Annotated in this window: 22 protein-coding genes; 14 read left to right on the top strand and 8 right to left on the bottom strand. The window is 38.0% G+C overall.

Going from position 1 to position 24382, the window contains the following annotated elements:
• Positions 1 to 158: 158 nt before the first annotated feature.
• Positions 159 to 1082, top strand: coding sequence for a LysR family transcriptional regulator (locus U8519_RS05365; RefSeq protein ID WP_334329280.1), 924 nt, complete (start codon positions 159 to 161; stop codon positions 1080 to 1082).
• A 114-nt stretch (positions 1083 to 1196) separates the two neighbouring features.
• Here the strand turns inward: U8519_RS05365 and U8519_RS05360 are convergent, their stop codons facing one another.
• The 5 genes from U8519_RS05360 to U8519_RS05340 form a co-directional block, all read right to left on the bottom strand.
• On the bottom strand, positions 1197 to 2468 hold the full coding sequence (locus U8519_RS05360; protein WP_334329279.1) for an SLAP domain-containing protein: 1272 nt from the start codon (positions 2466 to 2468) through the stop codon (positions 1197 to 1199).
• Between the two features lie 277 nt (positions 2469 to 2745).
• Complete coding sequence (locus U8519_RS05355) at positions 2746 to 3279, bottom strand: DUF1295 domain-containing protein (RefSeq protein WP_334329278.1); 534 nt, start codon at positions 3277 to 3279, stop codon at positions 2746 to 2748.
• Complete coding sequence (locus U8519_RS05350; protein ID WP_334329277.1) at positions 3279 to 3935, bottom strand: TetR/AcrR family transcriptional regulator; 657 nt, start codon at positions 3933 to 3935, stop codon at positions 3279 to 3281. Before U8519_RS05350 ends, U8519_RS05355 begins: the two co-directional genes overlap by 1 nt.
• Before the next feature lie 115 nt (positions 3936 to 4050).
• Entirely contained in the window at positions 4051 to 4320 is a 270-nt protein-coding gene (locus U8519_RS05345; RefSeq protein WP_334329276.1) for a hypothetical protein, read from the bottom strand.
• Positions 4321 to 4486: 166 nt separating this feature from the next.
• A complete protein-coding gene (locus tag U8519_RS05340; RefSeq protein WP_334329275.1) occupies positions 4487 to 4846 on the bottom strand; it encodes an ArsR/SmtB family transcription factor in 360 nt (119 codons plus the stop codon).
• Between the two features lie 127 nt (positions 4847 to 4973).
• Between U8519_RS05340 and U8519_RS05335 the strand changes: the two genes are divergently transcribed.
• The 4 genes from U8519_RS05335 (at position 4974) to U8519_RS05320 (ending at position 10613) form a co-directional block, all read left to right on the top strand.
• Positions 4974 to 6878 carry a heavy metal translocating P-type ATPase gene (locus U8519_RS05335; RefSeq protein ID WP_334329274.1) on the top strand — a complete coding sequence of 635 codons (1905 nt, stop codon included), beginning with the start codon at positions 4974 to 4976 and terminating at the stop codon, positions 6876 to 6878.
• A gap of 690 nt (positions 6879 to 7568) precedes the next feature.
• Entirely contained in the window at positions 7569 to 8261 is a 693-nt protein-coding gene (locus U8519_RS05330; protein ID WP_334329273.1) for a GntR family transcriptional regulator, read from the top strand.
• 141 nt (positions 8262 to 8402) lie between these two features.
• A complete protein-coding gene (locus U8519_RS05325; protein WP_334329272.1) occupies positions 8403 to 9494 on the top strand; it encodes a DUF871 domain-containing protein in 1092 nt (363 codons plus the stop codon).
• The gene (locus U8519_RS05320) at positions 9495 to 10613 is read left to right on the top strand and encodes an amidohydrolase/deacetylase family metallohydrolase (RefSeq protein ID WP_334329271.1); all 1119 of its coding nucleotides are present in this window, start codon (positions 9495 to 9497) and stop codon (positions 10611 to 10613) included.
• Positions 10614 to 10653: 40 nt separating this feature from the next.
• Here U8519_RS05320 and U8519_RS05315 read toward each other — a convergent pair whose 3' ends face one another.
• Entirely contained in the window at positions 10654 to 10953 is a 300-nt protein-coding gene (locus U8519_RS05315) for a metal-sulfur cluster assembly factor (protein ID WP_334329270.1), read from the bottom strand.
• Positions 10954 to 11156: 203 nt separating this feature from the next.
• On the opposite strand from U8519_RS05315, the gene U8519_RS05310 reads away from it, so the two are divergent.
• From U8519_RS05310 to U8519_RS05300, 3 genes are all read left to right on the top strand, one after another.
• Positions 11157 to 12965, top strand: a complete 1809-nt coding sequence (locus tag U8519_RS05310) for an LTA synthase family protein (protein ID WP_334329269.1) — start codon at positions 11157 to 11159, stop codon at positions 12963 to 12965.
• A gap of 87 nt (positions 12966 to 13052) precedes the next feature.
• Entirely contained in the window at positions 13053 to 14027 is a 975-nt protein-coding gene (locus tag U8519_RS05305) for a DMT family transporter (RefSeq protein ID WP_334329268.1), read from the top strand.
• A gap of 196 nt (positions 14028 to 14223) precedes the next feature.
• On the top strand, positions 14224 to 15849 hold the full coding sequence (locus tag U8519_RS05300; RefSeq protein WP_334329267.1) for an APC family permease: 1626 nt from the start codon (positions 14224 to 14226) through the stop codon (positions 15847 to 15849).
• Positions 15850 to 15887: 38 nt separating this feature from the next.
• Here U8519_RS05300 and U8519_RS05295 read toward each other — a convergent pair whose 3' ends face one another.
• On the bottom strand, positions 15888 to 16637 hold the full coding sequence (locus tag U8519_RS05295; protein ID WP_334329266.1) for a sulfite exporter TauE/SafE family protein: 750 nt from the start codon (positions 16635 to 16637) through the stop codon (positions 15888 to 15890).
• A gap of 79 nt (positions 16638 to 16716) precedes the next feature.
• Between U8519_RS05295 and U8519_RS05290 the strand changes: the two genes are divergently transcribed.
• The 6 genes from U8519_RS05290 (at position 16717) to U8519_RS05265 (ending at position 22899) form a co-directional block, all read left to right on the top strand.
• Positions 16717 to 17271 carry a TetR/AcrR family transcriptional regulator gene (locus tag U8519_RS05290; RefSeq protein WP_334329265.1) on the top strand — a complete coding sequence of 185 codons (555 nt, stop codon included), beginning with the start codon at positions 16717 to 16719 and terminating at the stop codon, positions 17269 to 17271.
• 98 nt (positions 17272 to 17369) lie between these two features.
• Positions 17370 to 17915, top strand: a complete 546-nt coding sequence (locus U8519_RS05285) for a DUF1836 domain-containing protein (RefSeq protein ID WP_334329264.1) — start codon at positions 17370 to 17372, stop codon at positions 17913 to 17915.
• On the top strand, positions 17912 to 18763 hold the full coding sequence (locus U8519_RS05280; protein ID WP_334329263.1) for a DegV family protein: 852 nt from the start codon (positions 17912 to 17914) through the stop codon (positions 18761 to 18763). The genes U8519_RS05285 and U8519_RS05280 overlap by 4 nt, the downstream gene beginning before the upstream one ends.
• Positions 18764 to 18878: 115 nt before the next feature.
• A complete protein-coding gene (locus U8519_RS05275; RefSeq protein ID WP_334329262.1) occupies positions 18879 to 19322 on the top strand; it encodes a MarR family winged helix-turn-helix transcriptional regulator in 444 nt (147 codons plus the stop codon).
• 59 nt (positions 19323 to 19381) lie between these two features.
• Complete coding sequence (locus tag U8519_RS05270) at positions 19382 to 21145, top strand: ABC transporter ATP-binding protein (RefSeq protein ID WP_334329261.1); 1764 nt, start codon at positions 19382 to 19384, stop codon at positions 21143 to 21145.
• Entirely contained in the window at positions 21145 to 22899 is a 1755-nt protein-coding gene (locus tag U8519_RS05265; RefSeq protein ID WP_334329260.1) for an ABC transporter ATP-binding protein, read from the top strand. Before U8519_RS05270 ends, U8519_RS05265 begins: the two co-directional genes overlap by 1 nt.
• 67 nt (positions 22900 to 22966) lie before the next feature.
• Here the strand turns inward: U8519_RS05265 and U8519_RS05260 are convergent.
• A partial coding sequence (locus U8519_RS05260; protein ID WP_334329259.1) for an SLAP domain-containing protein occupies positions 22967 to 24382 on the bottom strand: 1416 nt, incomplete at its 5' end.

The raw sequence follows: 24382 nt of genomic DNA, 5'->3' as shown, positions 1-24382 counted from the left end.
AATTCAATTGTGTATCACATCACAATATATGTACAATTAGTATTGGAACGACATAATATAACAAAAATGTTATATTCCATAAGTTGATATATAAAGGATTGTAATTATATACAAAGTTAATATTTTATATATTAATTCACAATTAGGAGTTGAGTTAGATGTCAGACGATAAAGTTATGCAATTCTTAGATGCAATTGTTAGTAATGGTGGCATATCTAAAGCAGCCAAGAGTTTGTTTGTTACTCAGCCTTACATTAGTCAAACAATTCATAATGCTGAAAAAAATTACGGAGTAGAGTTGCTGGATAGAAATGTCAAACCAGTTAGGCTTACTTACGCTGGACAATTATTGCTGGACTATTTGCATCGAGAAAAAAGTGAATATTCAAGACTCAAAAGTGAAATGAACAGTTTATCCAAGTATGCACATGGGGAAATTGTAATGGCTACTAATCAACCATTAGGCAGATATTTTTTTCCTAAGTTATTACCAGAATTTCAGCGGAAATATCCAGAAATAAAAACTAGGTTGATTGAACTTCCAACTACACAAGCAGAAAAGTTATTACTGACGGGGGATGTCAATTTTTTCATTGGTATGCCTATATATAATAAAAAATTGGACTATGAAAAAATATCTTCAGATTCAGTTTATGTACTGATTCCTAAAAGCTCATCTTTATTTGATGGTTCAATGAATTATCCTCCCGAATTTCCCTATACTATTAATGCATTAGATGGTGAGAATATTATAAGTATTAGACAAGATTCACATTACCAAGAAGTCTTAGATCATTTCTTTATCGATCATGGAGTAGATTTACATGTTGTTACTGAGGTAGCAAATATGGATATTGCAGCCCAATTGGCAAAGAAGCAAGTGGGATGTGCTTTTGTATCATCACTAATAGTCAGTGAAAACTTTGCACTACCAACCAATACATTGAATGTTTTTAAAATTCCTAATAGACTTTTGAAAACAGATGTCGGTATTACCTATAGAAAAGTTCAGGGTATGTCTGATCCGATACAATTACTAATTGATTTGACTCGTAAGAATATTAAGCCAGCTATTTTTTAATTACAGACAAAAAGCCAACAGCTGATTGGAGGACAGCTGTTGGCTTTTATGGTTGAGTGGTTTTGTTAAGTATTTGGATTTATGAGAGTGTAGTGTAAGGAATAGAAATGATCATTAAGCTAAATCGCTTGCTAGAACCCATTCGTTAGTAGCAACACGATAGTAAGTTACGCCATTAAGAACCATCATCTTATCAACAGCCCAGCTTGTGTTAGACATTAATGCACGGTTATTGATTGCTTTACCGTTGTTATCGAATAATTGTGTAACTTTGTTAGTTCTGAAGGTTGTCTTGTGAGCTGTGATTTCTGATTCTGCAGTTCCTTTTTGAACAACTTGAATATGAACAGCTTTTACAGACTTATCGATTTTGATTTCTGATGATTCATTTTTTGCTAATTCGAATCCATCGGGGACAACTACTGTATGTTTTGAACCATTGATACCAGAGATATTTGCTGATCCAACAATTTTATTAGTAGCTTTGTTAATGAATTGAATAGTATTTGTGTATACAGTGTTGTCGCCATTTGTTACATTGCCAGGTTTACCTGGAGTTGTAGGAGTAGCTGGTGTACTTGGTTTTGTATCAGTAGCACCGCTGTTAGTAGCTTTATTTAGTTTTACAGTTACAATTCTATTTGTAACTGTAACTCCACCTTGAGTATAGCTGTTACTTGAAATTTCAAATCTGTTTTCTGGGCTCAAAGTATAACCAGTTGGAATTTGAATATCTGATGCATTAATAGATTTTGTGCCTTCAGGTACAAGCAAACTAGTAGTTACAGCTGGACTAACAATTTGTAGTTTCTTTACTCCATCCAGATAGACGATTGAAACATTTTGCTTGTTAACATCTGTTACATGGATAGTTGCCTTACCTTGTACGATTTTAAAGTCATTAGTTCCATTTTCCAAAATGTAGCCCTTTGGAAGATGTAATTTGTTTTTGTCGATAGTTGTGGCATCATCATCGACAGTGTCATGAGTTAAATCTTGTGATACAGAGAGTGGTGAGCCGTTAAGAAGGAAGCTGATACTGATTTTCTTAGTTTTAGTGATTTTGATTGTAGCTTTGTTATCATCACTAACTTTTAAATCTTGATTGTCAGAAACTCTGTAGTTAGCAGGTGTTGAGATCATGTAGTTCTTAAGATCTGTAGCCGTCTTAGCGATAGTTACTGATTGATCCACAACACCAGCGATATCAGCTCCACTATTATCTGTGAAGTGAATAGTAACTGTTTTTGAGGTTTCTGGCTTTTTCTCTGGTGTTTCAGCTCCAGCGTCAGCAGCGTTAACAACAACAGCGTTGATCATGCTAGGATTTAAAATCATAGTACTAAATAATAAACTTGTAATTACAAGGGACTTACTTTTTTTCATAAAATCTCTCCTCAAGAGTCTAATAATTTAAGAACTATGTTATTGTATCTGGTCAGTGTAAATATCCAGCAAAGTTAATGTAAATATCGTGTAAAGTTTCAGAAAACTATTTTTGTGAGTCAACAAGTTTTTTTAACGAAAAATTAATAAATAAACCTTACTACTTTGAAAGCTAGTGAGGTCACCAGATGAAGGGAATCAGCGATTTTGTTTTTTTATTATATTCAATGAAACTTTGCCCATAATGTTGGGTTAAATACTTATCCGCATTGGGAATTTATGAAAATACAAACATGCACAGTAACATTATTGGTATTAATAGCGACCAAATATTTCCTGTAACTATGGCAAATCCCAAAACCCATAGAACGTCACCGAAATAATTGATGTGAACGGCGTATTTGAATAATCCACCGGTGTATAACTTTCCCTTATTATTGGGATCCGCCTTGAAAGGTTTACGTAACAATTCAGATAGGCTGTTTACACTGGATCCAATAATAAATAATAACCAGCCGAACCAAACGAGATTGAAGCTACTCCAAATTGCTAAAATTGGAAAACCAAGATAATACAATCCAAATGCTAAACTATTCCTGATTGCTTCCTTCCAACTAATACCGCGTGGTAGCCAGATGAACATCATGGAATTCAATCGGATGAAGGTTATCAATATAAGTAAGAACATATTAATAGCCATCGTTGATGTAAGGTGTGGGGTAATCCACTTGTAATCGATCAATACATAGATGATCTGCATTAGTAAAATAAAAATTTTTGCAGGTAGAGTTTTACGGTGAATGCCGTACATTATTTCACATCCTTTTCTGGTGCCAATCCTTTAACTAGGAAATCCACCAAATGAGAAATTTCTTCTTCCTTGTTCCAATTTGGAGATCTAAATAGGAAGTAATGCTGTGCTAAATAACCGAATATAGTGGAAAAGATAAATCTAAAGATCTCGACATTGTTCCAATCAACGATCAATCCATCAGATTTTAATTTATCGATGGCATCATTAATGGTCTTCAAATATTCGTAAGGAATCTCAGCAACGATACTCTTGCGAATATTTTCATCGTAAATAAACTCATCAATAAAGATCCTAAGCACATCGATGTTTTCAATGAAAAAATCTAAACGATTACGTAAAATAACGTCGATGAAATCGTGCAGAGTGGGGTATCCAGTTTTTAAAGTTTGCTCTGAGAATTCATTAAGTATCTCCGGTAGAATTACACGAGATAGCGGCTTGAGGATCGATAATAGTAACTCTTCTTTATTATTGAATCGCTTAAATAAGCTGCCTTCTGATACGCCTGCTTTTTGGGCAATCTCTTTGGTACTGGTATCTTTGTAGCCTTTTTGGGCAAAGAGCGTTATGGCAGCTTGAAAAATCTTTAATTGTTTGTCAGTTAAACCAGATGTTTCGGGTGATTCTTTATAAATATCAATTAAACTTTTCATATTATATATCCCTCAAATTAATTAGTAACTTAATTGTAATTCAATGGCATCGAAAAAGCTGGAACAAAATTGCTTTTGTCCCAGCTTCCTCAGGGGTGAATCTAAAATATTAAAATTAAGCGTGCTTTACGCTATGACCATTGCGGTAACCCAAATATAATTGTGTTCCCGCAAGGACGATATTTACATAATTCAAAATGTTGAACCAAGTGTCAATTCCGGCTACTTGAGTTGCACCGAAGTAAGCCCAGAATCCAGCGATGACAGCAACAACATTGACCCAGCCTAAGGCCTTTTGAAGTTGTTGGTCATCTCTTTTGACATACATCCAAATGACGTTGATCACGAACCAAATTGCTAAAATCCAAAACATTGTTGTAAACATAATATCAGCTCCTCTAAAAACTTTTTATATTATTAGAAAGTGAGTACTCACTTTATTGATTACATAGATCATTATAGTTCCACTAAATTTAAAGTCAACAGTTTGCAATCAATTATTTCAAAATAAAAAGACTTCCCAGCAAATTAATGCTAGAAAGTCAGTCATATCAGTCGTTTTCATCTTCAATAATATGATCTTTGGTTTGTCCAAAGATGGTAATGATGTGTTGATCACTCAAACGGTAATGTATATTTCGGCCATGTCGCACGCTATTAACTAGATTTAATTGGCGCAACAAGCTCAATTGATGGGAAATTGATGATTGGCTCATGTCCAAAGTATCGGCGATTTCTCCAACACTCAAAGGTGTCTTTGACAATGCCAGAATAATTTTTACACGAGTCATATCGCCAAATGCCTTAAAAATGTTGACCATCGATTCTAGTTCTTCGTTAGCAGGAATGCTTTCTTTCAGATGATTGAGAGCATCTTGATGTTCCTGCTCCGAAAAATCTTTTTCTACCATAATGTTTCACCTTTTTCTTAAAAATCATTGAATTTCCCTGTTGGATATATTATATTATAGATGAAATATGAATGAATGCTCATATATTCATGTAAACACTTACACAATTGTAGGGAGGATGTTCTAAATGAAGTCATACAATGTCCAATCCGAATATCAAGTTAAGGATAAACAAAAGAAATCACATAAAAGATTAGATCAAGAATCTGTAATAAGGATTTGGAAGTTAGTGATTTCGGCAATATTTATGGTAACAGGGTTCATTGGTGTTTTTGATGAGTCCATTAATATTATCTTCTATTTTATCGGTTACTTTGTGATCGGTGGAAGTATTGTTTTTAAAGCAATCAAGAATATTTTTCATGGAGAAATTTTTGACGAGAATTTCTTGATGACGATAGCAACGGTCGGTGCACTTATTTTGGGTGAGTATCCCGAAGCTGTTGCGGTAATGTTCTTCTATGAAGTTGGTAATTTATTCGAAGATATTGCAACTAATAATTCTAAACGTTCAATTTCCGCACTATTAGAAGTTAAACCAGTTTTCGCTACGATCAAGTTAGCGTCTGGTACCAAAGAAGTTGATCCCAACAAAGTTCAAGTAGGTCAAATAATCGTTGTTAGACCTGGAGAAAAGATTCCGCTCGACGGTACAGTTGTTGCTGGTAAGTCGATGGTTGATACTTCGGCCTTAACAGGTGAATCAATGCCTAGAAGTATCAAGGAAAATGATTCAGCAATGAGTGGATCGATCAACCAGAATGGTACTTTGGAGATCAAAGTTACTAAAGTATACAGTGATTCAACTGTAGCCAAGATTTTGGACATGGTTCAAAACGCCAGCAGTAAAAAAGCTCCAGCTGAAAAATTCATCACTCGTTTTGCTAAGATTTATACACCCATCGTTGTAGCAATGGCAGTTGCTCTAGCAATTGTTCCATCACTATTCACTGGTAACTGGAGTGAATGGATCTCACGTGCATTAGTTTTCTTAGTTATCTCATGTCCTTGTGCGTTAGTTATTTCAGTACCATTGAGTTTCTTCGGTGGTATCGGAGCTGCTTCTAAACAAGGTGTTTTAGTTAAAGGAAGTAGCTATCTAGAGGCCTTGAATAATGTCGACACAGTCGCTTTTGATAAGACTGGTACACTAACAAAAGGACAATTTGAGGTTGTCAAAATCGAACCAGTTGCTGGTATTACTAGACAAGAATTATTAGGTATAGCAGCAGCGGCTGAGCAGAACTCAACTCATCCAATTGCACAGTCTATAATCAAAGCTTATAACGGCGATATGAGTTTGTTTGAAGTAACAGATGCTAATGAACATGCAGGTCATGGTCTGAGTGCAACTGTTAATGGTAAAAAAATCGTTGTCGGTAACGATAAGGCAATGTCAGGAATTAATTTTATTAGAGATAATGGCATTGGTACGGTTGTTTATGTCAGTTCCGATGACAAATTTATCGGTAGTATCGTTATCGCTGATGAACCAAAGTCTGACGCCGAAGATGCTATAGAGTTGTTACATCAACGCGGTATCAAGAGTGCCATGCTGACAGGTGATAACGAAGTGGTTGGTCAATCGATCGCTACAAAATTAAAACTAGACCGAGTTTATACAGACTTGTTACCAGAAGACAAGGTTAATATTGTTGAAAAATTATTAGCTAAATCAAAGAAAAATAATAAAAAAGTTGCCTTTGTCGGCGATGGAATCAATGATACTCCAGTTTTGACAACGGCAGATATTGGATTTGCTATGGGTGGCCTTGGAAGTGATGCAGCTGTTGAAGCCGCAGATATTGTCATTATGGGTGATGAACCATCAAAGGTTTCTAAGACGATCAAGATTGCCCAAGTTACTCGTAAGATCGTTATGGAAAATATTAGCTTTGCTATCGGGATCAAGGTTTTATTCTTGATTCTAGGTGCTTTTGGTTTCGTAGGAATGTGGCAAGCGGTATTCGCTGACGTTGGCGTTACGGTTATAGCGGTACTTAATGCGGTTAGATTACAATTTCTCAAGTGATTTTAGAGTTGGTGGAGTATTCTATTTTCCGCTTCCGGTCAGCAGTAATTCCATCTGTAGCGGGATCAGCTCGAGCCAAAAGGCGGTCTCGACCTTCGCTTTCTTGCTTTGCATAAATCGCAAATCAATAAAGTCGTCCAGTGCTGTAAATGCGGAAAATCACCGCATTAACACCACTTTCGCTACTGATTCCATTACTGCTGACCTCCAACTAATTTAAATTAGATACTAAAAAACGTACATTATGGCGAATGAATAGATAATCTATTCAAATTGCTGCAATGTACGTTTTTAATTTGTAAAATTCAAAGAAGGATTGCCGTTTTACTGCTAAGTAAGTATCAATACTATTTAGCTGACAGTGGCCAACAATGGAATCAGCCGTGATAGTGTACTTAGCGATTTATCGCTTAGTACACTGGACGACTCGGAAGACCGAGGGCTTCCGAGCGAGGTCGAAGACGTTCCTCAGGCCGAGACCGGTCCCACGGCAGATGGAATTGTTGACCACTGCCAGCGGCACCCATCCACCTACTACTTTAAAAAAATAAATATCACGATTATCATATTTCCGATTCTTATTATAATAATCTATTTAAAAAAATATTCTATTATTTAGTAACGACAACTTATATTGTAATATTAAGATGTTAAGTTAATTAATTAAAGTGAATTATTGGAGATAATAATATGATAGCAGGAAGTTTATATCAAAGAGTTGCCAGTGATATTAAAAAGAATATCTTGTCGGGTAAATATGAAGTTGGAACTTTGATCCCGACCGAAAATGAATTGGAAAAAATGTACAAAGTTAGTAAAATCACTATTCGAAAGGCCGTTGAACTGCTGGTAGGCGAAGGATACCTAGTCAAGAAGAGTGGTATTGGCACGACAGTCATCAGTAATAATCTGTTCAACAAGTTATCAAAGGCGAGATCATTCTCATCGATCGTAGACGAGAATGGTAGTCTGACGAAGAAGATACTGGAGATAAAACTAGTCCCACCAACAGGTACACCGTTTGAGAATGATATTAATCAGCATATCCTCTACATCAAGCGCCTGTACTCTCTCAACGATAAACCATTTATTGTCTTTGAACACTATTTACCAAATGTTGCCATACAAGAAGAGCTGAAGAACTTGCGCCACAAGTCGTTATACAAGATTCTACAAGAGAGTGGTCATGAAATTGCCAGCTTTAAAGATGAATTCAAAGCTGTAAACTTAGATTCAGCGAATCAACAATTGCTAGAGAAGTCGGATACACTAGCGATCAAGCGAATCAGACGTGGTTTTGATCGTTTTGATAATTTGATCGAATACTCATTAGCGATGTATGATACGAATAAGTTTCCTTACGAGATCGAATACGAAGTCTAAGCTTCGTATATTTTTTTACATCATAATATTATAATGTTATAATTTTTTTGAAAAATTGAGGAGGCAGATTAGAAGGCGACAAACGAGTATCAAGCGGAATAACTATTTAAAAATGTCCATAGATTAGAAGGCGGAAAATATATGACTAAACGAACTTTGGGAGTTTCAGTATATCCGGATCACAGCAATATTGATAGTGACAAAGAATATTTAGCTAAGGCAGCGTTACAAGGATTCACTAGAGTGTTTATGAGTATGTTAGAGATTGGCACGGGCAGAGAGCAAGTAATGGACCGATATCACGACTTGATCTCATACGCCAAAGTTTTAGGTTATACCGTTACGTTGGATGTGGCACCAGATATTTTTGATCAATTAGGCATTTCATATCAGGATTTAAGCTTTTTTAGGCAATTGGGGGCCGATACGATTAGATTGGATACCGGTTTTGACGGTCAGACAGAAGCTATGATCTCTTATAATCCAGAACAGTTGAATATTGAACTGAATATGAGTAACGATGTCGATTATTTGAACAATATTCTATCTTATTCAGCTAATCGACCATTCATCCTGGGATGCCATAACTTCTATCCCCAACGTGGAACAGGATTACCACTAGAGTTCTTTCTATCCTGTTCTAGAAGATTCAGGAAGCAAAACATTGAAACAGCAGCTTTTATTACTTCACAATCTGGCAATATGGGACCTTGGGACGTGAATGATGGCTTGCCAACATTAGAGATGCATCGAGATTTTCCAGTAGTTATTCAGGCAAAACATTTATTTGCGACCGGTTTGATAGATTGTGTGATTATTGGCAATGCCTACGCTTCGGATGATGAATTAGAGGAATTGGGAAAAATGAATCGTTATGAATTGACCTTTGGAGTCAAACTATCATCTGACATAAATGAACTGGAACAAAAGATCCTCTTGGATAATTTGCATATGAGGCGCGGCGACATTACCAGCTTGGTGGCACGTTCGACACAAGTACGAACTAAATATGGTCCCGATTCTAATCCTAAAAGTCGTGGCACACACGAGTTTAGGCGAGGAGATATCGTGATCGGTAATGATGAGTTCGGCAGATATAAGAATGAATTACAGATCGTTTTGGAACCGCACAGTGACCCACGAAAGAACTTGGTTGCGGAAATTTCTGAAAAAGAATTGTTCCTATTAGACTATGTAACGCCATGGGCTAAATTTAAATTGGAGATGATTTGAATGGCTGATCTATATATTAAGAACGGATTGAATGAGCATTGTGAGCCGATAGAGCTTCTGATTACTAACGGAAAGATCGAAAGAGTTGGTAAGGAGTTAGCTGATATTACCGCCAGTAAAACAATTGACTTGGAGAAAAAATCCTTTGTCTCCGCTGGCTGGATCGATGATCACGTTCATTGTTATGAAAAATTAGACCATTACGGTGATGATCCAGATGAAGACGGCTATAAGACCGGCGTTACAACGGTGATCGATGCAGGGTCAACTGGTTCCAATAGTATCGGTGATTTCTATGACTGTACCCGTGATAAGAAGACCAATGTCTACGCGATGATCAATGCTTCTAAGACAGGTATTTTGGTTCATAACGAGCTTGAGGATATGACGCAAATAAGCCTGACTGAAGTACAGAATGTTGTCGACAAGTATCCTGACTTTGTTGTTGGAATCAAAGTCAGAATGAGTAGATCGACGGTGATCAATAACGGTATTAATCCTCTGATAGAAGCTAAGTATATACAAGTAAAATTGCATCAACGCTTACCACTGATGGTTCATATCGGAACTAATCCTCCTGAATTGTCAGAGATCATTGCGGTGATGGAACGCGGTGACATATTGACTCATTGCTTCAACGGTAAGAAGAACGGCATCTTGGATGAAGGTGATAATATTCATGACTTTGTGCAAGATGGTTATGAGCACGGAATAATTTTTGATGTCGGTCATGGTTCAGGTAGTTTTAACTTTCATACCGCAGAGGTGGCCAAGAAATATAAGATGTCCCCTGAAACACTTAGTACCGGTATTTATCAGTTGAATCGTGAGAATGGACCAGTCTATGACATGTCGACTTGTATTGAAAAGATGCTCATCGTTGGTTATAAACTAGCAGAGATCATCCCAATGATCACTCTTAGACCGGCTAAGAACTTTAATTTGAAACACAAAGGCAAACTAGAAGCCGGTTATGATGCTGACGTAACTATTTTTGATATCAAACGCGGCAGTAAAGAACTGACTGATTCAGATGGCAACACGAGAAAAACTGAAGAGCTAGTACTTCCTAAATACAGTATCATCAATGGTAATGTCTATACTATTGGGGATATTTAAACTTAGATAATAAAAATCCGCCTCAATTGAGACGGATTTTTTAGACACCTAAGGTCATTCGAGCAAGTTTGGACATCCGATCCTTAGTCCAGACGGGATTCCAAACAATATTGAGATTACATTTACTAACAAAATCAATTTTTTCGACGGTCTTAATAACGTTCTGTGCCATTGATTCACCGAATTGACAACTTCTAGTGGGCATGGTCATTTCAATATTGCAAATATCATCGTTTATTTCGATGTTATAGATCAAACCTAGATTGATAATATCGATGTCCATGTCGGGATCGATAACGGTGGATAAGTGCTCTTTGATGATCTTTGTTTTGTCAGTCATTATAAGTACCTCCAAAATGTCTACTTATTATTAATATACTGCAAAATCATTATTCACTATTACTTTTCTTTTAATTTAGGTTAGTATATAGAAGTGTTAATTAAGAAATAATAAGGTGCTATCTAATAATGAAAAGATTTAACAAAATTTACGCGTTACAATTTGTTTTTATAGTCCTATCAGCGCTTCTGATGGGGTTTGTTTTGGACTATTCACAAACTGGAGCAATGCAATTTACCATTGATACCGTTACGAAGACCTATCCGGGCATGTACCTAATAACATCATTGATATTGTTATTAGTTTATTTAGGCTTATACGGAATAATAAACCGTTTCTTCTATTCAACAGCGGTATTTTATGTCTTCTTTTTGATATATGCTGTTGCCAACCGCTTGAAGGTTATTTATCGAACGGAACCAGTTTTACCGAGTGATTTAATGTTCTTGAGTAATATCAAAGAGCTGTTGACGATGGTCAGCTTGAAGTTAGTCGCTGAAATTGTCGTTGCTCTTTTGATCGGAATTGCCATCTGTATCTTCCTAGAAAGAAAATTCGGCAAGTCGCTCTTGAGAATGAAGTGGCCAACTAGAGTAGTCTTTGTTTTGTTGGCAGTCTTGAGTCTAGGTAGTTTTTACTCAGCTAATGACGAGGGTTCGTTAACTAATAAGGCACTGGCCAAAGCTGGTCGCTCAGATTTTACAGCCAATTTGATTTGGGAAACTAATAGTAACGGTCCCTTAATAACTTTCTTGACCAATGTTCGAGTTAAAGTTATGGATCAGCCAAAGGATTACAGTGAGGCTAAGATCGATTCGATAGTTAAGAAGTATAAAGATGTGGCAGCAAATATTAATCAAGATCGTCCTAATAGTAATGTTAATAAACAGACTTTGATTTTTGTTTTGAGTGAGAGTTTCGCTGATCCCAGTCGAGTTCCTAATGTTAAGATCAATCAAGATGCTATCCCTAATATCCGTCAAACGATGAAGGACAATACTTCAGGCTTGATGCTCAGTTCTGGCTACGGTGGCGGAACGGCTAATATGGAATACATGACTTTTACAGGTTTGGCATATAATCAGTTCTCGAAGTCACTACAATCGCCATACGTACAACTAGTGCAAAAGCAAGAGAATCCCGAAAATATTACTAATCAGTTCAACACTAAAGCTGCGATCCATCCTTATATCGGTAACTTTTATAGTCGTGCTAGTGTTTATAAGAAATTTGGTTTCCAGACTTTTAGAAATATTGACACGACCGGAAACCTCGCCCTCCAATACACTAGCCCAGCTGATGGCGGCCAATATGTTGGTGATGAGTCAGCCTATGATGACGCTTTGTGGCAAGTGAATAATGTCAAGAGCGGCCAATTTATTAGTTTGGTCACGATGCAAAATCACATGCCATACACTAACAATTACAAGAATAATAATTTCAAGGCTAGCGGTAGTGGAGTCGGGAAGAATGCTGATCAAGTAGCTAACTTCTCCAAAGGACTTAACTTGACGGATGCGTCTACGAAAGCCTTCCTTGATAAACTAGACAAGATCAACAAGCCAATTACTGTCGTCTGGTACGGTGATCACTTGCCGGGAATTTATGACGGTAACAGCATGCAGAAGTACAATGTCGTACAACATGAGACGGAATACTTTGTTTACAGTAATAAGTATGCGATCGAACATGATCATGCTACGAAGAAATTAAATGCTAATACTAAGATCACTGATCCCAATGGTTTTATCGCTTTGGCGTACAAGCAGATGGGACAAAAGGTCACACCGTTCTACGCTATGCTGACGAAGATCCAAGAAGATGCTCCCGCTATGGCTAAGAGTACTGTCGGTAATTCTGAAAGTCTGTATGTCAATAAGAAGACTGGTAAGCAAGTTTCTTATAAAGATTTGAGTAAGAAACAAAAGGAATTGTTGAACGACTACAAGCTCATTCAATATGACTTAACTGTCGGTAAAGGTTACAGTACAAAAGCTGGATTTACTAAGTAAGATTTAATTCTCCCTCGAAAATAACTTGCCAATAGTAGTACACTAGTAATGTTATTCACTAATTTTTTGGGGGATGAAACGAAAGTTTTGAAGTTAAAAGGTTTTCTATGCATAATAATACCGATGTTTTTATTCAGCTCGATGGAAATTGCTTTAAAGATCGCCGGTGGTCAATTCAATCCAGTTGAGTTGAACTTTATTCGATTCTTGATTGGGGGATTGGCGTTATTACCATTCGCTATTCTTCACCTCAGAAAGAATGGCGTGAAGATGTCGCTGTATGATTGGGGACGTTGTGCGCTGACCGGTTTTGTTATCGTTGTTGTCAGCATGACACTCTATCAACTCTCTATTCAAGTTACAGAAGCATCTGTCATTGCGATTATTTTGAGCGCTAATCCAATTTTTGGACTTATCATAGGATTTATCTTCCTACGTGAAAAATTGTCTCGTACGAATGTATTTGCACTAGTATTGACCCTTGTTGGACTATTGATCATTATTAATCCATTTAATTTAAAAAATCCTATGGGAATCGCTCTAGGACTCTTAGCATCGATCATCTTTGGTGTTTATGGCGTTATGTCACGTATCAATGGCCATAAGATCGGCATCAATGGCTTGTCAATGACTTGTTTCTCATTCTTATTCGGATCATTAGAATTGGGTGCCTTAATGTTGTTAAGTCACACTTCACTGGCACAAAATTTACCTGCTCATTATAGTGAGTTCGTCAATATTCCCTTCTTCAAAGGTCTGACGTTACAAACCTTGCCACTGATCTTGTATATTTCAGTTTTGGTCACGGGAGTAGCCTTTGGATTGTACTTTATTTCAATGGAAGAAGTCGGGATCGTTCAAGCTTCATTGATATTCTTGATCAAACCAGCACTGGCTCCGGTCCTATCGTTGTTCATTTTAGGTGAAGCAATCAGTGGCAGAACCATCATTGGTATCGTTGTGATATTATTAGGATCATTGATAACACTAGTTGGCGAGGATATTGCTTATCGTGTTATTGCCCTAGTACGACATCAAACTAGGCCACATCATATAAATTAAATAATAAAATATATTTTTATTTTAATTAAAGAGCCTTTAAGCCTTGATATATAAGTAAAATATAAAAATACTGACATATTGTTGGTATTTTTTTTATTATTAAAAAACGTTTTCAGCTCTAAAGTGGTTCAAAAAGTTGTAAAATTATTAGTTGCAATTGTTTACTAAATTTTTTGAATATTTTTGGGGGATTATTATGGAAACTTTAGAGCCGAAAAAAAGCTTTATTAGTTGGCCTGTCTTGGCACTAATGAGTTTTGTTACGGTAATTGGTTTTGATGATTTGACATATAATTTTCAAAACCAAGGTATGGGTGTTATTACATCCTGGGTTATCATGTTATTTTTATACGTCATTCCATATTCACTTATGGTTGGACAACTAGGATCGGTCTTCAATCATGAGGGTGGTGGACTTACATCATGGGTTCGTGGAACTAGTGGTGAATTCCTAGGTTATTTCACAGCTTGGACATACTGGGCTGCTTCTATTCCTTACGTTGTTGATACAGCTAATTCAATCGTTGTTGGATTAGGTTGGGCATGGTATGGAAATGGTAAATTACAAGATACAATGTCGAACGGTTGGTTTGCATTCTGGACCGTTATAACGTTCGTTGTCTTCATCTTCGTTCAATCAAGATTCAAGCATTCACTTGAATTCTTGAGTACTATCGGTGGTGTGGCCATGTTTGGTATGACTGTGCTATTCGTTATTATGACATTTGCTGCATTAGGTATGGGTGGTCATATTGCTACTCAACCAATGAATGTTCATACAATTGTTCCAAAATTTGATTTACATTATCTAACTACATTGGGACTATTGATCTACGCCATGAACGGTGCTGAATTGATTGCACCGTTTATTACTAAGATGCGTAAGCCTAAGAGCGAGTTCCCTAAGGCAATGATCATGTTAGCCGTTATGACGGCCTTCCTAACTATCTTTGGTTCATTCTCACTAGGTGTTTTCTTCGATGCCTATCATTTACCAAATGATTTGAAGATGAATGGTTCTTACTATGCTTTCCAAGCATTAGGTGAACAGTTCCACATGGGCAATTCTTTGATGTATATCTTTGCCTGGACAGAAGTCTTCTATCTAGCTGCTTTGTTAGCTGTTTTACTTGATGCGATGACTAGAATGTTGATTTCTGATACAGGTGCTAAGTACATGCCTAAGGTTCTTCGTAAGAAGAATAAGTCAGGCTTACCAGTTAATGGTTACTTGTTAACTTGTGGTTTGAGTGCCTTCATTATGTTATTAGGAATTTTCTTACCAAGTATGAATGATATTTTCAACTGGCTATTGAATCTTAACGGAATTATTTCACCAGGTGTTACTTGCTGGATCTTCTTTGCTTTCATTAAGATCCGTATGGATAGTGCTAAATATCCTTCTGAATATGTTTATATCAAAAATGACAAGATAGCTTTGGCTGTCGGCTGGTGGTGCTTGATCGTTACTGCTATTGCTACGATTTTTGGTATCGGACCTCAAGACGTTGCCTTCGGTACAAGTACATGGTGGTACGAATTGATCATTAACTTCGTTGCTATCATTGTCTTGATCGGATTAGGTGCAATTATGCCTTACGTTACACGTCGTGAGGAACGCAGTAAGACTGGTTCAGCCTTTACTCGTCTACAATGGACAGGAATCCTAGCTATCTTGCTAGTTGTTATTGTTGGTGACTTGTACCTAGGTGGTGCTAAGATTGCTAATAACATCGCTATGATTGCTGGATTAAGTATTGTCGGTATCTTGTTGATCGTAATTATCGGTTGGCATGAACGCGATTTGATCGCAGAAGATTAAAAAAAACGAGTCGGAATTTTTCCGACTCGTTTTTTTTGTTAGATGACCATTTTAACTCCCATGATTACTAAGAGAACACCGATAAATGGTCTAAGATATTTGTTGAATTTTATTGGATCGACTTTGGCTAATAACTTGGGTGCTAAGAGTGCGCCTAGTATCGCACCGATCATTAGACTAATACCGATCGACCAATTGACGTTGCCACCAGAGAGATGGAATATTAGGCCGACACATGTAGTTCCGGCAAGGACGTATGAGGAAGTGGCTGCTGCTCTAACCATGTCCAGATTGAGTAACAACAATCCTGCTAGAATAGGACCGCCGCCGCTTAAGCCAGCGACACCGACCATTAGGCCACTGATGACACCAAACATCGATGCCTTTAGAGATTCGTTCCCGGATTTTTTGTTAGAATTTGATTTTGGAAAAATAAGTTGTATTAGAATTTGAAGACCTAATACAACTAAGATGATTGCAACGATCCAAGTGTATATTTTTAGCGGAATGTATGGAGAAATCAAAGCTCCCACTACGACTGCGGGGATAGCTGAGATCAACATTCTGTTACCAACCTTGAAGCGGATGTTACCGGTTCGATAATGTCCAAAGGCACCGACTACTAAAGATGGAAAGGCTGTTAACAGTGAAGTAGCCGCTGCAACGGGTGCGCTCAAATGAAAGATACTGGTCAGTACGCCTAAGTAGAAGGCTGCACCTCCACCGCCAGTTGATAGAACAAAGATGCCGATTACGAATCCGATTAAAACTAGTGCTAAATATGTCATATTCACATCTCCTGCTTACAATTGGTAATTATAATTTACAAGTTGTAAAATGTAAAGGAACGTGATAGGAGGTAGACGTATGACTCAAAAACGCGATCTTTCAGAAGATAAAATAATTCAAACAGCAATGAAAATAATTAGTCAAGATGGTGCTAATGCAGCTACTTTTAAGCGCATTGCTGAAGATTTGGATTGTAAGACACAGGCGTTGTATTTTTATTTCAAAAACCGTGACGCTTTGAATTTAGCGATAACTAATAAATATTTTGATGATTTAGATAATAAGATCAAGACTGAATGCTTAGGGTATAGCGGCAAAGAGGGACTGATCAAAATTGCAAAAGTTATGCGTGGGTTTGGCTTAGACAATTTGTCACTATCGTTAATGGCATTGAGAACCTCAGAACTATCTGAAGATAAAAGTATCGGTGAAGCCGTCTTACGTCTAAAAGGATTCATGTATAGGTTCATCGAAGAATTCGTGACCGATGACCAAGAGAAGCTGACCATTACTCGAGGAATTAGAGCGTTAGTCATTGGCGAAGTAGTTAATGAGAGCGTTGGTTGGTTTCACAATCCGCTCATAAAAAATACAGATAGTTTTGAAATCAACTTGAAAAAGATATTAAAGTGAAATTTTTTATTATTATTTTATCTAGTTTTTAAAACTAGGTTGAACAGTCTTTATGATTATGATAAATTGTATTAGTAATCATAAAGAGGTGCTTTTTAATGGATGAATTGCAAGAATGGTTAGATAATTTAGAGGAATTCAAGTTACCACGCTGGTCAGATCTACCAGAATTGGATTTGTATCGAGATCAGTTGCTAACATTGATAGATAAGTACTTAGGTCCGATTTGGTTAGATGATGGACCAATCGTTACTACTTCGATGGTCAACAACTATGTAAAAAACGGACTTCTACCACATCCGATTAAAAAGAGATATACCAGAGAACATTTGGCATATTTAATCGCCATTACTTTTTTGAAGCAAGTTGTCTCGATAAGTGAGATCGAAGAGGGCATTGATTTGATGACCAAGTTGAATGGTGGGATCGAGAATGCCTTTGATTTCTTTTGTGCTAAGCAGGAAACAGCTTTGAAATTGATCAATCATCGGACTGAGGGTCAGAAATTGTCAGAAGGCAATGATTCGCAAGCCTACTTGATGGTTGAGATGGTAACAATGTCATTTGCATCCAAGTGGGTGACGAAGAAGATCCTGTTACTAAGTAATGACGACGGCTCGAAAGAAAAGAGTAAAGAGAAATGACAGAACGTATTGCAATATTGGTTGATTCCTGCTGTGATATCCCTGAGGAGTATCTTGAAAAGCCGGGAATCTATGAATTACCAATGCAAATTATTTATAAAGACAAAACATATCTGGATAGACGCGACATTACTGCTGTTGAAGTCTATGACGGATTAGAGAAGGAAATTCCGAAGACATCTTTGCCTTCAGGTGAAGTTATCAATCAGACTTTGGATGAAATTGCTGCAGATGGTTACGATCATATCGTCTCAATCTCAGTTTCATCCGGATTGAGTGGTACTTATAATTTCTTAAAAGTATTGCTAGAAGATGATGACAGATTTACTTATACTACATTTGATACTAAGCAAGTGGCTGTGGCTGCCGGATTGATCGCCGTTGGAGCCAAGGACATGGTCGATGCTGGTAAGAGTTATTCCGAAGTTGTTGATGGTGTTGCTAAGATGGTTAAGAACACTGTGGTTTACTTCTGTATCCCAACATTGGAATACTTGCGTGCTGGTGGTCGAATCGGACTAGTTACTTCAGTTGTCGGTAATATGTTGAAGCTGGCACCGATCATCACTTGTAATAGTGAAGGTATCTATACGACTGCCGCTAAAGCACGTGGAATGAAGAAAGGTCAAAAGCTCATGTTGGGCTTAGTCAATGACTTCATCGGTGATCACAAAGATTACTTGTTAGCCGTAGGTCATGGCGCCGATGCTGCTATGGGTCAACGAATGATCAAGTTACTTGATGAAGATGGAATCCACGGTAGTAAACAATTCTTCGGTCAAGTAGGTCCCGCTCTGGGAGTTCATACTGGGCCAGGACTTGTTGGTGTTGGTGTCGTCTTACTTTAATTTAAAATTTTCAAAATATCTCAAGTCATTAATTTGATTTGAGATATTTTTATTTGACATTCACAACAAAAGAAAGTAATATGGTTCGCATACGAACTGATAGGAGGAAATCATCATGATTGATCCAGGAAAGACAATCATGTTTCAAATTAGAGACGTATCGTTGAAGATTGATCGCTATGTTAAGGCTAATTATGCAATCTTTAATGAAGATCATAAGCATATTTCTAAGTTGCAGGCGATGGCATCGGGCTATCTAGCGATGAATGACGACAAGGAAATCTTCCAGCGTGACCTGGAACATGCTATGTCGATCAGTAAGTCGACTGCCAGTGGGCTAGTTAGTCGCATGGTTAAGAATGGTATCATCGAAACCACACCGTCTAGTAAAGATGCACGTTACAAACGTCTGCTCCTGACCAAAGAAGCACGAGAAGCAATGACTAAGATCGATGCGGCCGCTCAAAAGGTGGAAGAATCTTTGAGTAAAGATATATCCGATGAGGATATGAAGACCTTTTTCAAAGTATTAAAACAGATTTCCAATAATGCTGAATAAGCATTTTATTTTTGGATATATAGTTCGCATGCGAACTCATAGGAGAGAAGGAGTTGCCAATGTTTAAGTTACTAAAAAGAATGAATAAAAAAGAATACGGCATGATGACAATAAGTACACTATTCATCGTCATTCAAGTCTGGTTAGAGCTGAGTATACCAGGCTACATGTCCACCATCACGGAACGAATTGAGACCAAGGGTACGACCATCAGTCAGATATTACAACCTGGAGCGATGATGATCCTGTGCTCCATTGCCAGTGTCTTAGCTGCTGTCGTCACCGGCTATTTCGTCGCTAAGATTGCCGGAGGATTCTCGGCTCGAATTAGAAAAGATGTCTTCAATCAAGTTATGGATTATTCAACCCAAGACATCAAGAACTTTTCGGTTTCCAGCTTGTTGACACGTTCAACGAACGATATTACCCAGATCCAACAATTCGTGGCGATGGGATTGCAAGTTATTATCAAAGCGCCGATCACAGCAATTTGGGCAATTACCAAGATTGCTGGTAAGGGATGGGAATGGACTACTGCCACAGCCGTTGCTGTCGTAATATTGTGTCTCATGCTGACTTTGATCTTGACTAAGGTACAGCCAAAATTCAAAATGGTCCAGAGTTTGACCGACCGTTTGAACTTAGTTACTCAAGAGAACTTGTCAGGTATTCGTGTCGTTCACGCTTATAATGCTGAAGATTACCAAAACAAAAAATTCAATAAAGCTAATGATGATCTAACTAATACTAACTTATTCGCCTATCGGTTCTTAGCTTTGATGAATCCAGGAATGACTTTTATCTCCAGTGCATTGACCTTAGCAGTTTATGGAATCGGTGCGGTGATCATCAACCAAGCTGTTGGTGCTCAGAGATTGACTCTGTTCAGTGATATGATCGTCTTCTCATCATATGCCATGCAAGTTATCTTAGGGTTCTTGTTGTTGTCGATGATCTTCATCTTGTTACCTCGTGTGACAGTTTCTGCTGGTAGAATCAACGAAGTACTCGCTATTGAACCTTCGATCATATTTGATAATGAAACTAAGAATGATCCCACCGACAAAGGTGAGTTGGAATTTAGAAATGTTACATTCAAGTATCCCGGAGCTGAGAAACCAGCTATTGAGAATTTGTCTTTCAAGGCAAATCAAGGACAGACAGTTGCCATCATTGGCTCAACCGGTAGTGGTAAAAGTTCTGCTCTCAATCTGATTCCAAGATTGTACGATACAACAAGTGGTGAAGTACTGATCGATAACGTGGATGTCAAAGATTATTCGCAAACCGACTTGAACAATCGAATCGGATACATTCCTCAGAAAGCAGTATTATTCAGTGGTGATATTAAGAGCAATATCGACTTCGGTACCAGCACTAACAAATCAAACAAACTGTCTGATGATGAAGCCTACGATGCACTAGATACAGCACAATCAAAAGATTTCGTTGAAGAAAAAGAGCAACAGTTAGATTCAACTGTCGCTCAACACGGTGATAACTTCTCCGGTGGTCAAAAACAACGTTTGGCAATTGCCCGTGCGATTGCACGTAAGCCGGAGATATTACTATTTGATGATTCCTTCTCAGCACTAGACTACGCGACTGATCGCAAGTTGCGTGAAACTTTGAAGCAAAAAGCTGCTAAGACTACCAAAGTCATCGTGGCGCAACGTATCAGTACGGTCATTGATGCTGATGAGATCATTGTTCTAGACAAAGGACAAGTAGTTGGACAAGGAACACATGAAGAGTTATTGAAGAATAATTCAGTTTATCAACAAATCGCTTATTCACAATTATCAAAGGAGGAACTTGCCTAATGCGTAGAGCTAATACTAGAGACGTCAGTATTAAGGACGGTGTCGTTAAATATGGACGTTCGTATATTGGACCAGTGCTTGTCGCAGTAATATTTGCCGTCTTAGGTAGTGTTGCTTCAATCGTTGGTCCTAGTCAGTTGAGTAAGATCACTGATCTAATCACAGCTGGCTTGATCAAAGGAATCGACGTTGCCCAAGTTATGAAGATCGTTATGATTTTGGGAATCATCTATGCAATCGGAGCTGCCATGTCTTACGGTCAAGGGTTCATTATGGCGACAGTGACACAGAAGTTCACTCAGAAGCTCAGAACTAAGATCACTGATAAGATCAACAAATTACCATTGAACTACTTCGATACTCACAACGAAGGTGATACCTTGAGTCGAGTTACTAATGACTTGGATACCATGGGGCAGTCGCTTAATCAGAGTTTGGGTACATTGATCTCGTCAGTTACATTGTTCGTTGGCGTCGTCATAATGATGCTGGTCACCAACGTGCCAATGAGTATTACAGCTATTGTCTCCGTTCTAGCTGGTTTCATCGGTACCATGATAATCATGGGCAAGTCACAGAGATTCTTCAATGCACAACAGACACGACTAGCTGATATTTCCAGTTATACTGAGGAAATCTATTCAGGTCACGACGTTGTGAAGACTTACAATTATACCGATGAGGCTAAGTCAGACTTCGACCAAATGAATAATAACTTGTACGATGCTGTCTGGAAGTCACAATTTATGTCAGGAATCATGCAACCCTTGATGGGATTCATTGGTAACTTCGGTTACGTGATGGTCTGTATCGTTGGTGGTGTGATGGCAATCAACGGTAGCTTGAGCATGGGGACGATCGTTGCCTTCATGATCTATGTCCGTCTCTTCTCACAGCCACTATCACAGATTGCACAGGCTTTCGCTAGTTTACAGACTGCTTCAGCAGCGATGAAACGTGTCTTCGGTTTCTTAGAAGAATCTGAAGAAGTTGACGATTCAGATAAGCCTAAGATGTTAACTAAGACGACTGGGGATGTTGAATTCGATAATGTTGAATTCGGCTACTTGCCCGGTCAGAAGATTCTGAAGAACTTTACTATGCATGCCGAACCAGGGCAGAAGATCGCCATCGTAGGCCCAACTGGATCAGGTAAGACAACGACGGTGAACCTGTTGATGAGATTCTACAATCTCAATAGTGGTACGATCAAGATCGACGGTGTCAATATTACCGATATGAAACGATCAGAAGTACGTGATCAGTTCGACATGGTCTTACAAGATGCTTGGTTATTTGAAGATACAGTTAGAAATAATCTCGTCTACAATCAACCAGATGTGACTGATGAACAGATTCGTAAAGCCTGCAAGGCAGTTGGTATCGATCATTTCATCGATACTTTGCCAGATGGCTTCGATACGGTCTTGGATGATTCAGTTAGTCTCTCAGTGGGTCAGAAACAATTGTTGACGATTGCTAGGGCATTGATCAGAAATGCGCCAATGCTGATACTTGATGAAGCTACTAGTTCCGTTGATACGAGAACTGAAGAGCAGATTCAAAAGGCGATGGACTTATTAACGAAGGGAAGAACATCGTTCGTTATTGCTCATAGATTATCAACAATCAAGAACGCTGATATGATCCTAGTTGTCAAAGACGGTGAGATCATCGAGCGTGGTGATCACGATGAGTTGATGAGTGAGAATGGTTTCTACGCTAATATGTATAATAGTCAGTTTGAGGAGTAGTCGTCTCTAATTCATTACAAAAAATGGAACAGCAATTAATTTTGCTGTTCCATTTTTTGTTTAACTATTAGATCTGATTGTTTACATCAACATCGCTAGCTTTGACAAATTCGTTAGTAGCAACACGGTAGTACTTGTCACCATTGATGTATGTAATGCTGTCAGCTTTCCAACTGCTGTTGTTGATCAGTGATCTGTTAGTTACCAGTTCACCTTTAGCAGTATAGATGTTTGTATAAGCATCAGAGCGAGTCGTGACGACCATATTTACTGGTGAGTAAACATAGACATCGTTGGCATTGACGAACTCGTTAGTAGCAACACGGTAGTACTTAGTATTGTTGATCACGTATGTTTCACGGTCAGTGATCCAGCTGCTGCTTGGAGCAAGTGTTTCATTGCCAATTAGCGTATTTTCAGCTCTGTAAAGAGGCTTCTCAGAATCATTGTAAGTTCTGATGTGTAAGTTGAGAGCTTGATATGGGTAAGCTTGACTAGTCTTAGCCCATTCGTTAGTAGCAACACGATAGTAACTTACACCGTCGATCGTAATGATCTCGTCACTGTACCAGTTAGATGCTGAAAGCAATTGACGGTTAGTGATCTGTGACATCTTGTTGTCTGAACCTAGACGATAAATATTAACCGCAGGTTTGTCAGAATATGTCGAGATTGTTTGATTCTTGTGTTCAATTGCACCTTCATCAGGAGTTGTTGGTTCTACGGTTGTTGAACCGCCGCCTGATGATTTTCTTGTGTAGGTTAGGGTGTCAGCAGTGGTAATTGGTTTAGTAGTATCTTTGGCATCGGTAATAGTTGAAGTTCCGTCAGAATTGTAAGTAACAATTACTGCAGGTGCACTGTATCCAGAAATGGATATTGCGGAGACAGTTATAGGTGCATCACCAAACTTACCTTCAGGAATAACTAGATCAGTTGTTGAACCATCTGGGTTTTTAACTGTTAGTTTTTGTTCTGGATTTGTAACACCTGTGTAAGTGATAGGATTGTCTTTATCAATAGTCTTTCCATCTTGGGTGATAGTAGGAGTGCCATCAGAGCCATAAACAACTTTTATTTCAGGAGTATCGTAACCAGAAATAGGATCAGGATAAACAGTAGTTGAATTTCCGTAATTTCCTTCAGGAATAGTCAAATCAGAAGTAGAACCATCAGGGTTAGTAACAGGAACTGTAGATTCATCGTTAGTAACACCTGTGTAAGTAACAGGATTGTCTTTATCAATAGTCTTTCCATCTTGGGTGATAGTAGGAGTGCCATCAGAGCCATAAACAACTTTTATTTCAGGAGTATCGTAACCAGAAATAGGATCAGGATAAACAGTAGTTGAATTTCCGTAATTTCCTTCAGGAATAGTCAAATCAGAAGTGGAACCATCAGGGTTAGTAACAGGAACTGTAGATTCATCGTTAGTAACACCTGTGTAAGTAACAGGATTGTCTTTATCAATAGTCTTTCCATC

Origin of the sequence: Companilactobacillus sp. HBUAS59699 (genome assembly GCF_036913575.1) — a bacterium.
In the GTDB taxonomy this organism is placed as follows: domain Bacteria; phylum Bacillota; class Bacilli; order Lactobacillales; family Lactobacillaceae; genus Companilactobacillus.
This window is presented reverse-complemented; position numbering and strand designations above follow the sequence as displayed.

Coding starts and splice junctions, on each gene's coding strand:
- U8519_RS05365 (WP_334329280.1), top strand. CDS start 159: ATGTCAGACGATAAAGTTATGCAATTCTTAGATGCAATTGTTAGTAAT.
- U8519_RS05360 (WP_334329279.1), bottom strand. CDS start 2,468: ATGAAAAAAAGTAAGTCCCTTGTAATTACAAGTTTATTATTTAGTACT.
- U8519_RS05355 (WP_334329278.1), bottom strand. CDS start 3,279: ATGTACGGCATTCACCGTAAAACTCTACCTGCAAAAATTTTTATTTTA.
- U8519_RS05350 (WP_334329277.1), bottom strand. CDS start 3,935: ATGAAAAGTTTAATTGATATTTATAAAGAATCACCCGAAACATCTGGT.
- U8519_RS05345 (WP_334329276.1), bottom strand. CDS start 4,320: ATGTTTACAACAATGTTTTGGATTTTAGCAATTTGGTTCGTGATCAAC.
- U8519_RS05340 (WP_334329275.1), bottom strand. CDS start 4,846: ATGGTAGAAAAAGATTTTTCGGAGCAGGAACATCAAGATGCTCTCAAT.
- U8519_RS05335 (WP_334329274.1), top strand. CDS start 4,974: ATGAAGTCATACAATGTCCAATCCGAATATCAAGTTAAGGATAAACAA.
- U8519_RS05330 (WP_334329273.1), top strand. CDS start 7,569: ATGATAGCAGGAAGTTTATATCAAAGAGTTGCCAGTGATATTAAAAAG.
- U8519_RS05325 (WP_334329272.1), top strand. CDS start 8,403: ATGACTAAACGAACTTTGGGAGTTTCAGTATATCCGGATCACAGCAAT.
- U8519_RS05320 (WP_334329271.1), top strand. CDS start 9,495: ATGGCTGATCTATATATTAAGAACGGATTGAATGAGCATTGTGAGCCG.
- U8519_RS05315 (WP_334329270.1), bottom strand. CDS start 10,953: ATGACTGACAAAACAAAGATCATCAAAGAGCACTTATCCACCGTTATC.
- U8519_RS05300 (WP_334329267.1), top strand. CDS start 14,224: ATGGAAACTTTAGAGCCGAAAAAAAGCTTTATTAGTTGGCCTGTCTTG.
- U8519_RS05295 (WP_334329266.1), bottom strand. CDS start 16,637: ATGACATATTTAGCACTAGTTTTAATCGGATTCGTAATCGGCATCTTT.
- U8519_RS05290 (WP_334329265.1), top strand. CDS start 16,717: ATGACTCAAAAACGCGATCTTTCAGAAGATAAAATAATTCAAACAGCA.
- U8519_RS05285 (WP_334329264.1), top strand. CDS start 17,370: ATGGATGAATTGCAAGAATGGTTAGATAATTTAGAGGAATTCAAGTTA.
- U8519_RS05280 (WP_334329263.1), top strand. CDS start 17,912: ATGACAGAACGTATTGCAATATTGGTTGATTCCTGCTGTGATATCCCT.
- U8519_RS05275 (WP_334329262.1), top strand. CDS start 18,879: ATGATTGATCCAGGAAAGACAATCATGTTTCAAATTAGAGACGTATCG.
- U8519_RS05270 (WP_334329261.1), top strand. CDS start 19,382: ATGTTTAAGTTACTAAAAAGAATGAATAAAAAAGAATACGGCATGATG.
- U8519_RS05265 (WP_334329260.1), top strand. CDS start 21,145: ATGCGTAGAGCTAATACTAGAGACGTCAGTATTAAGGACGGTGTCGTT.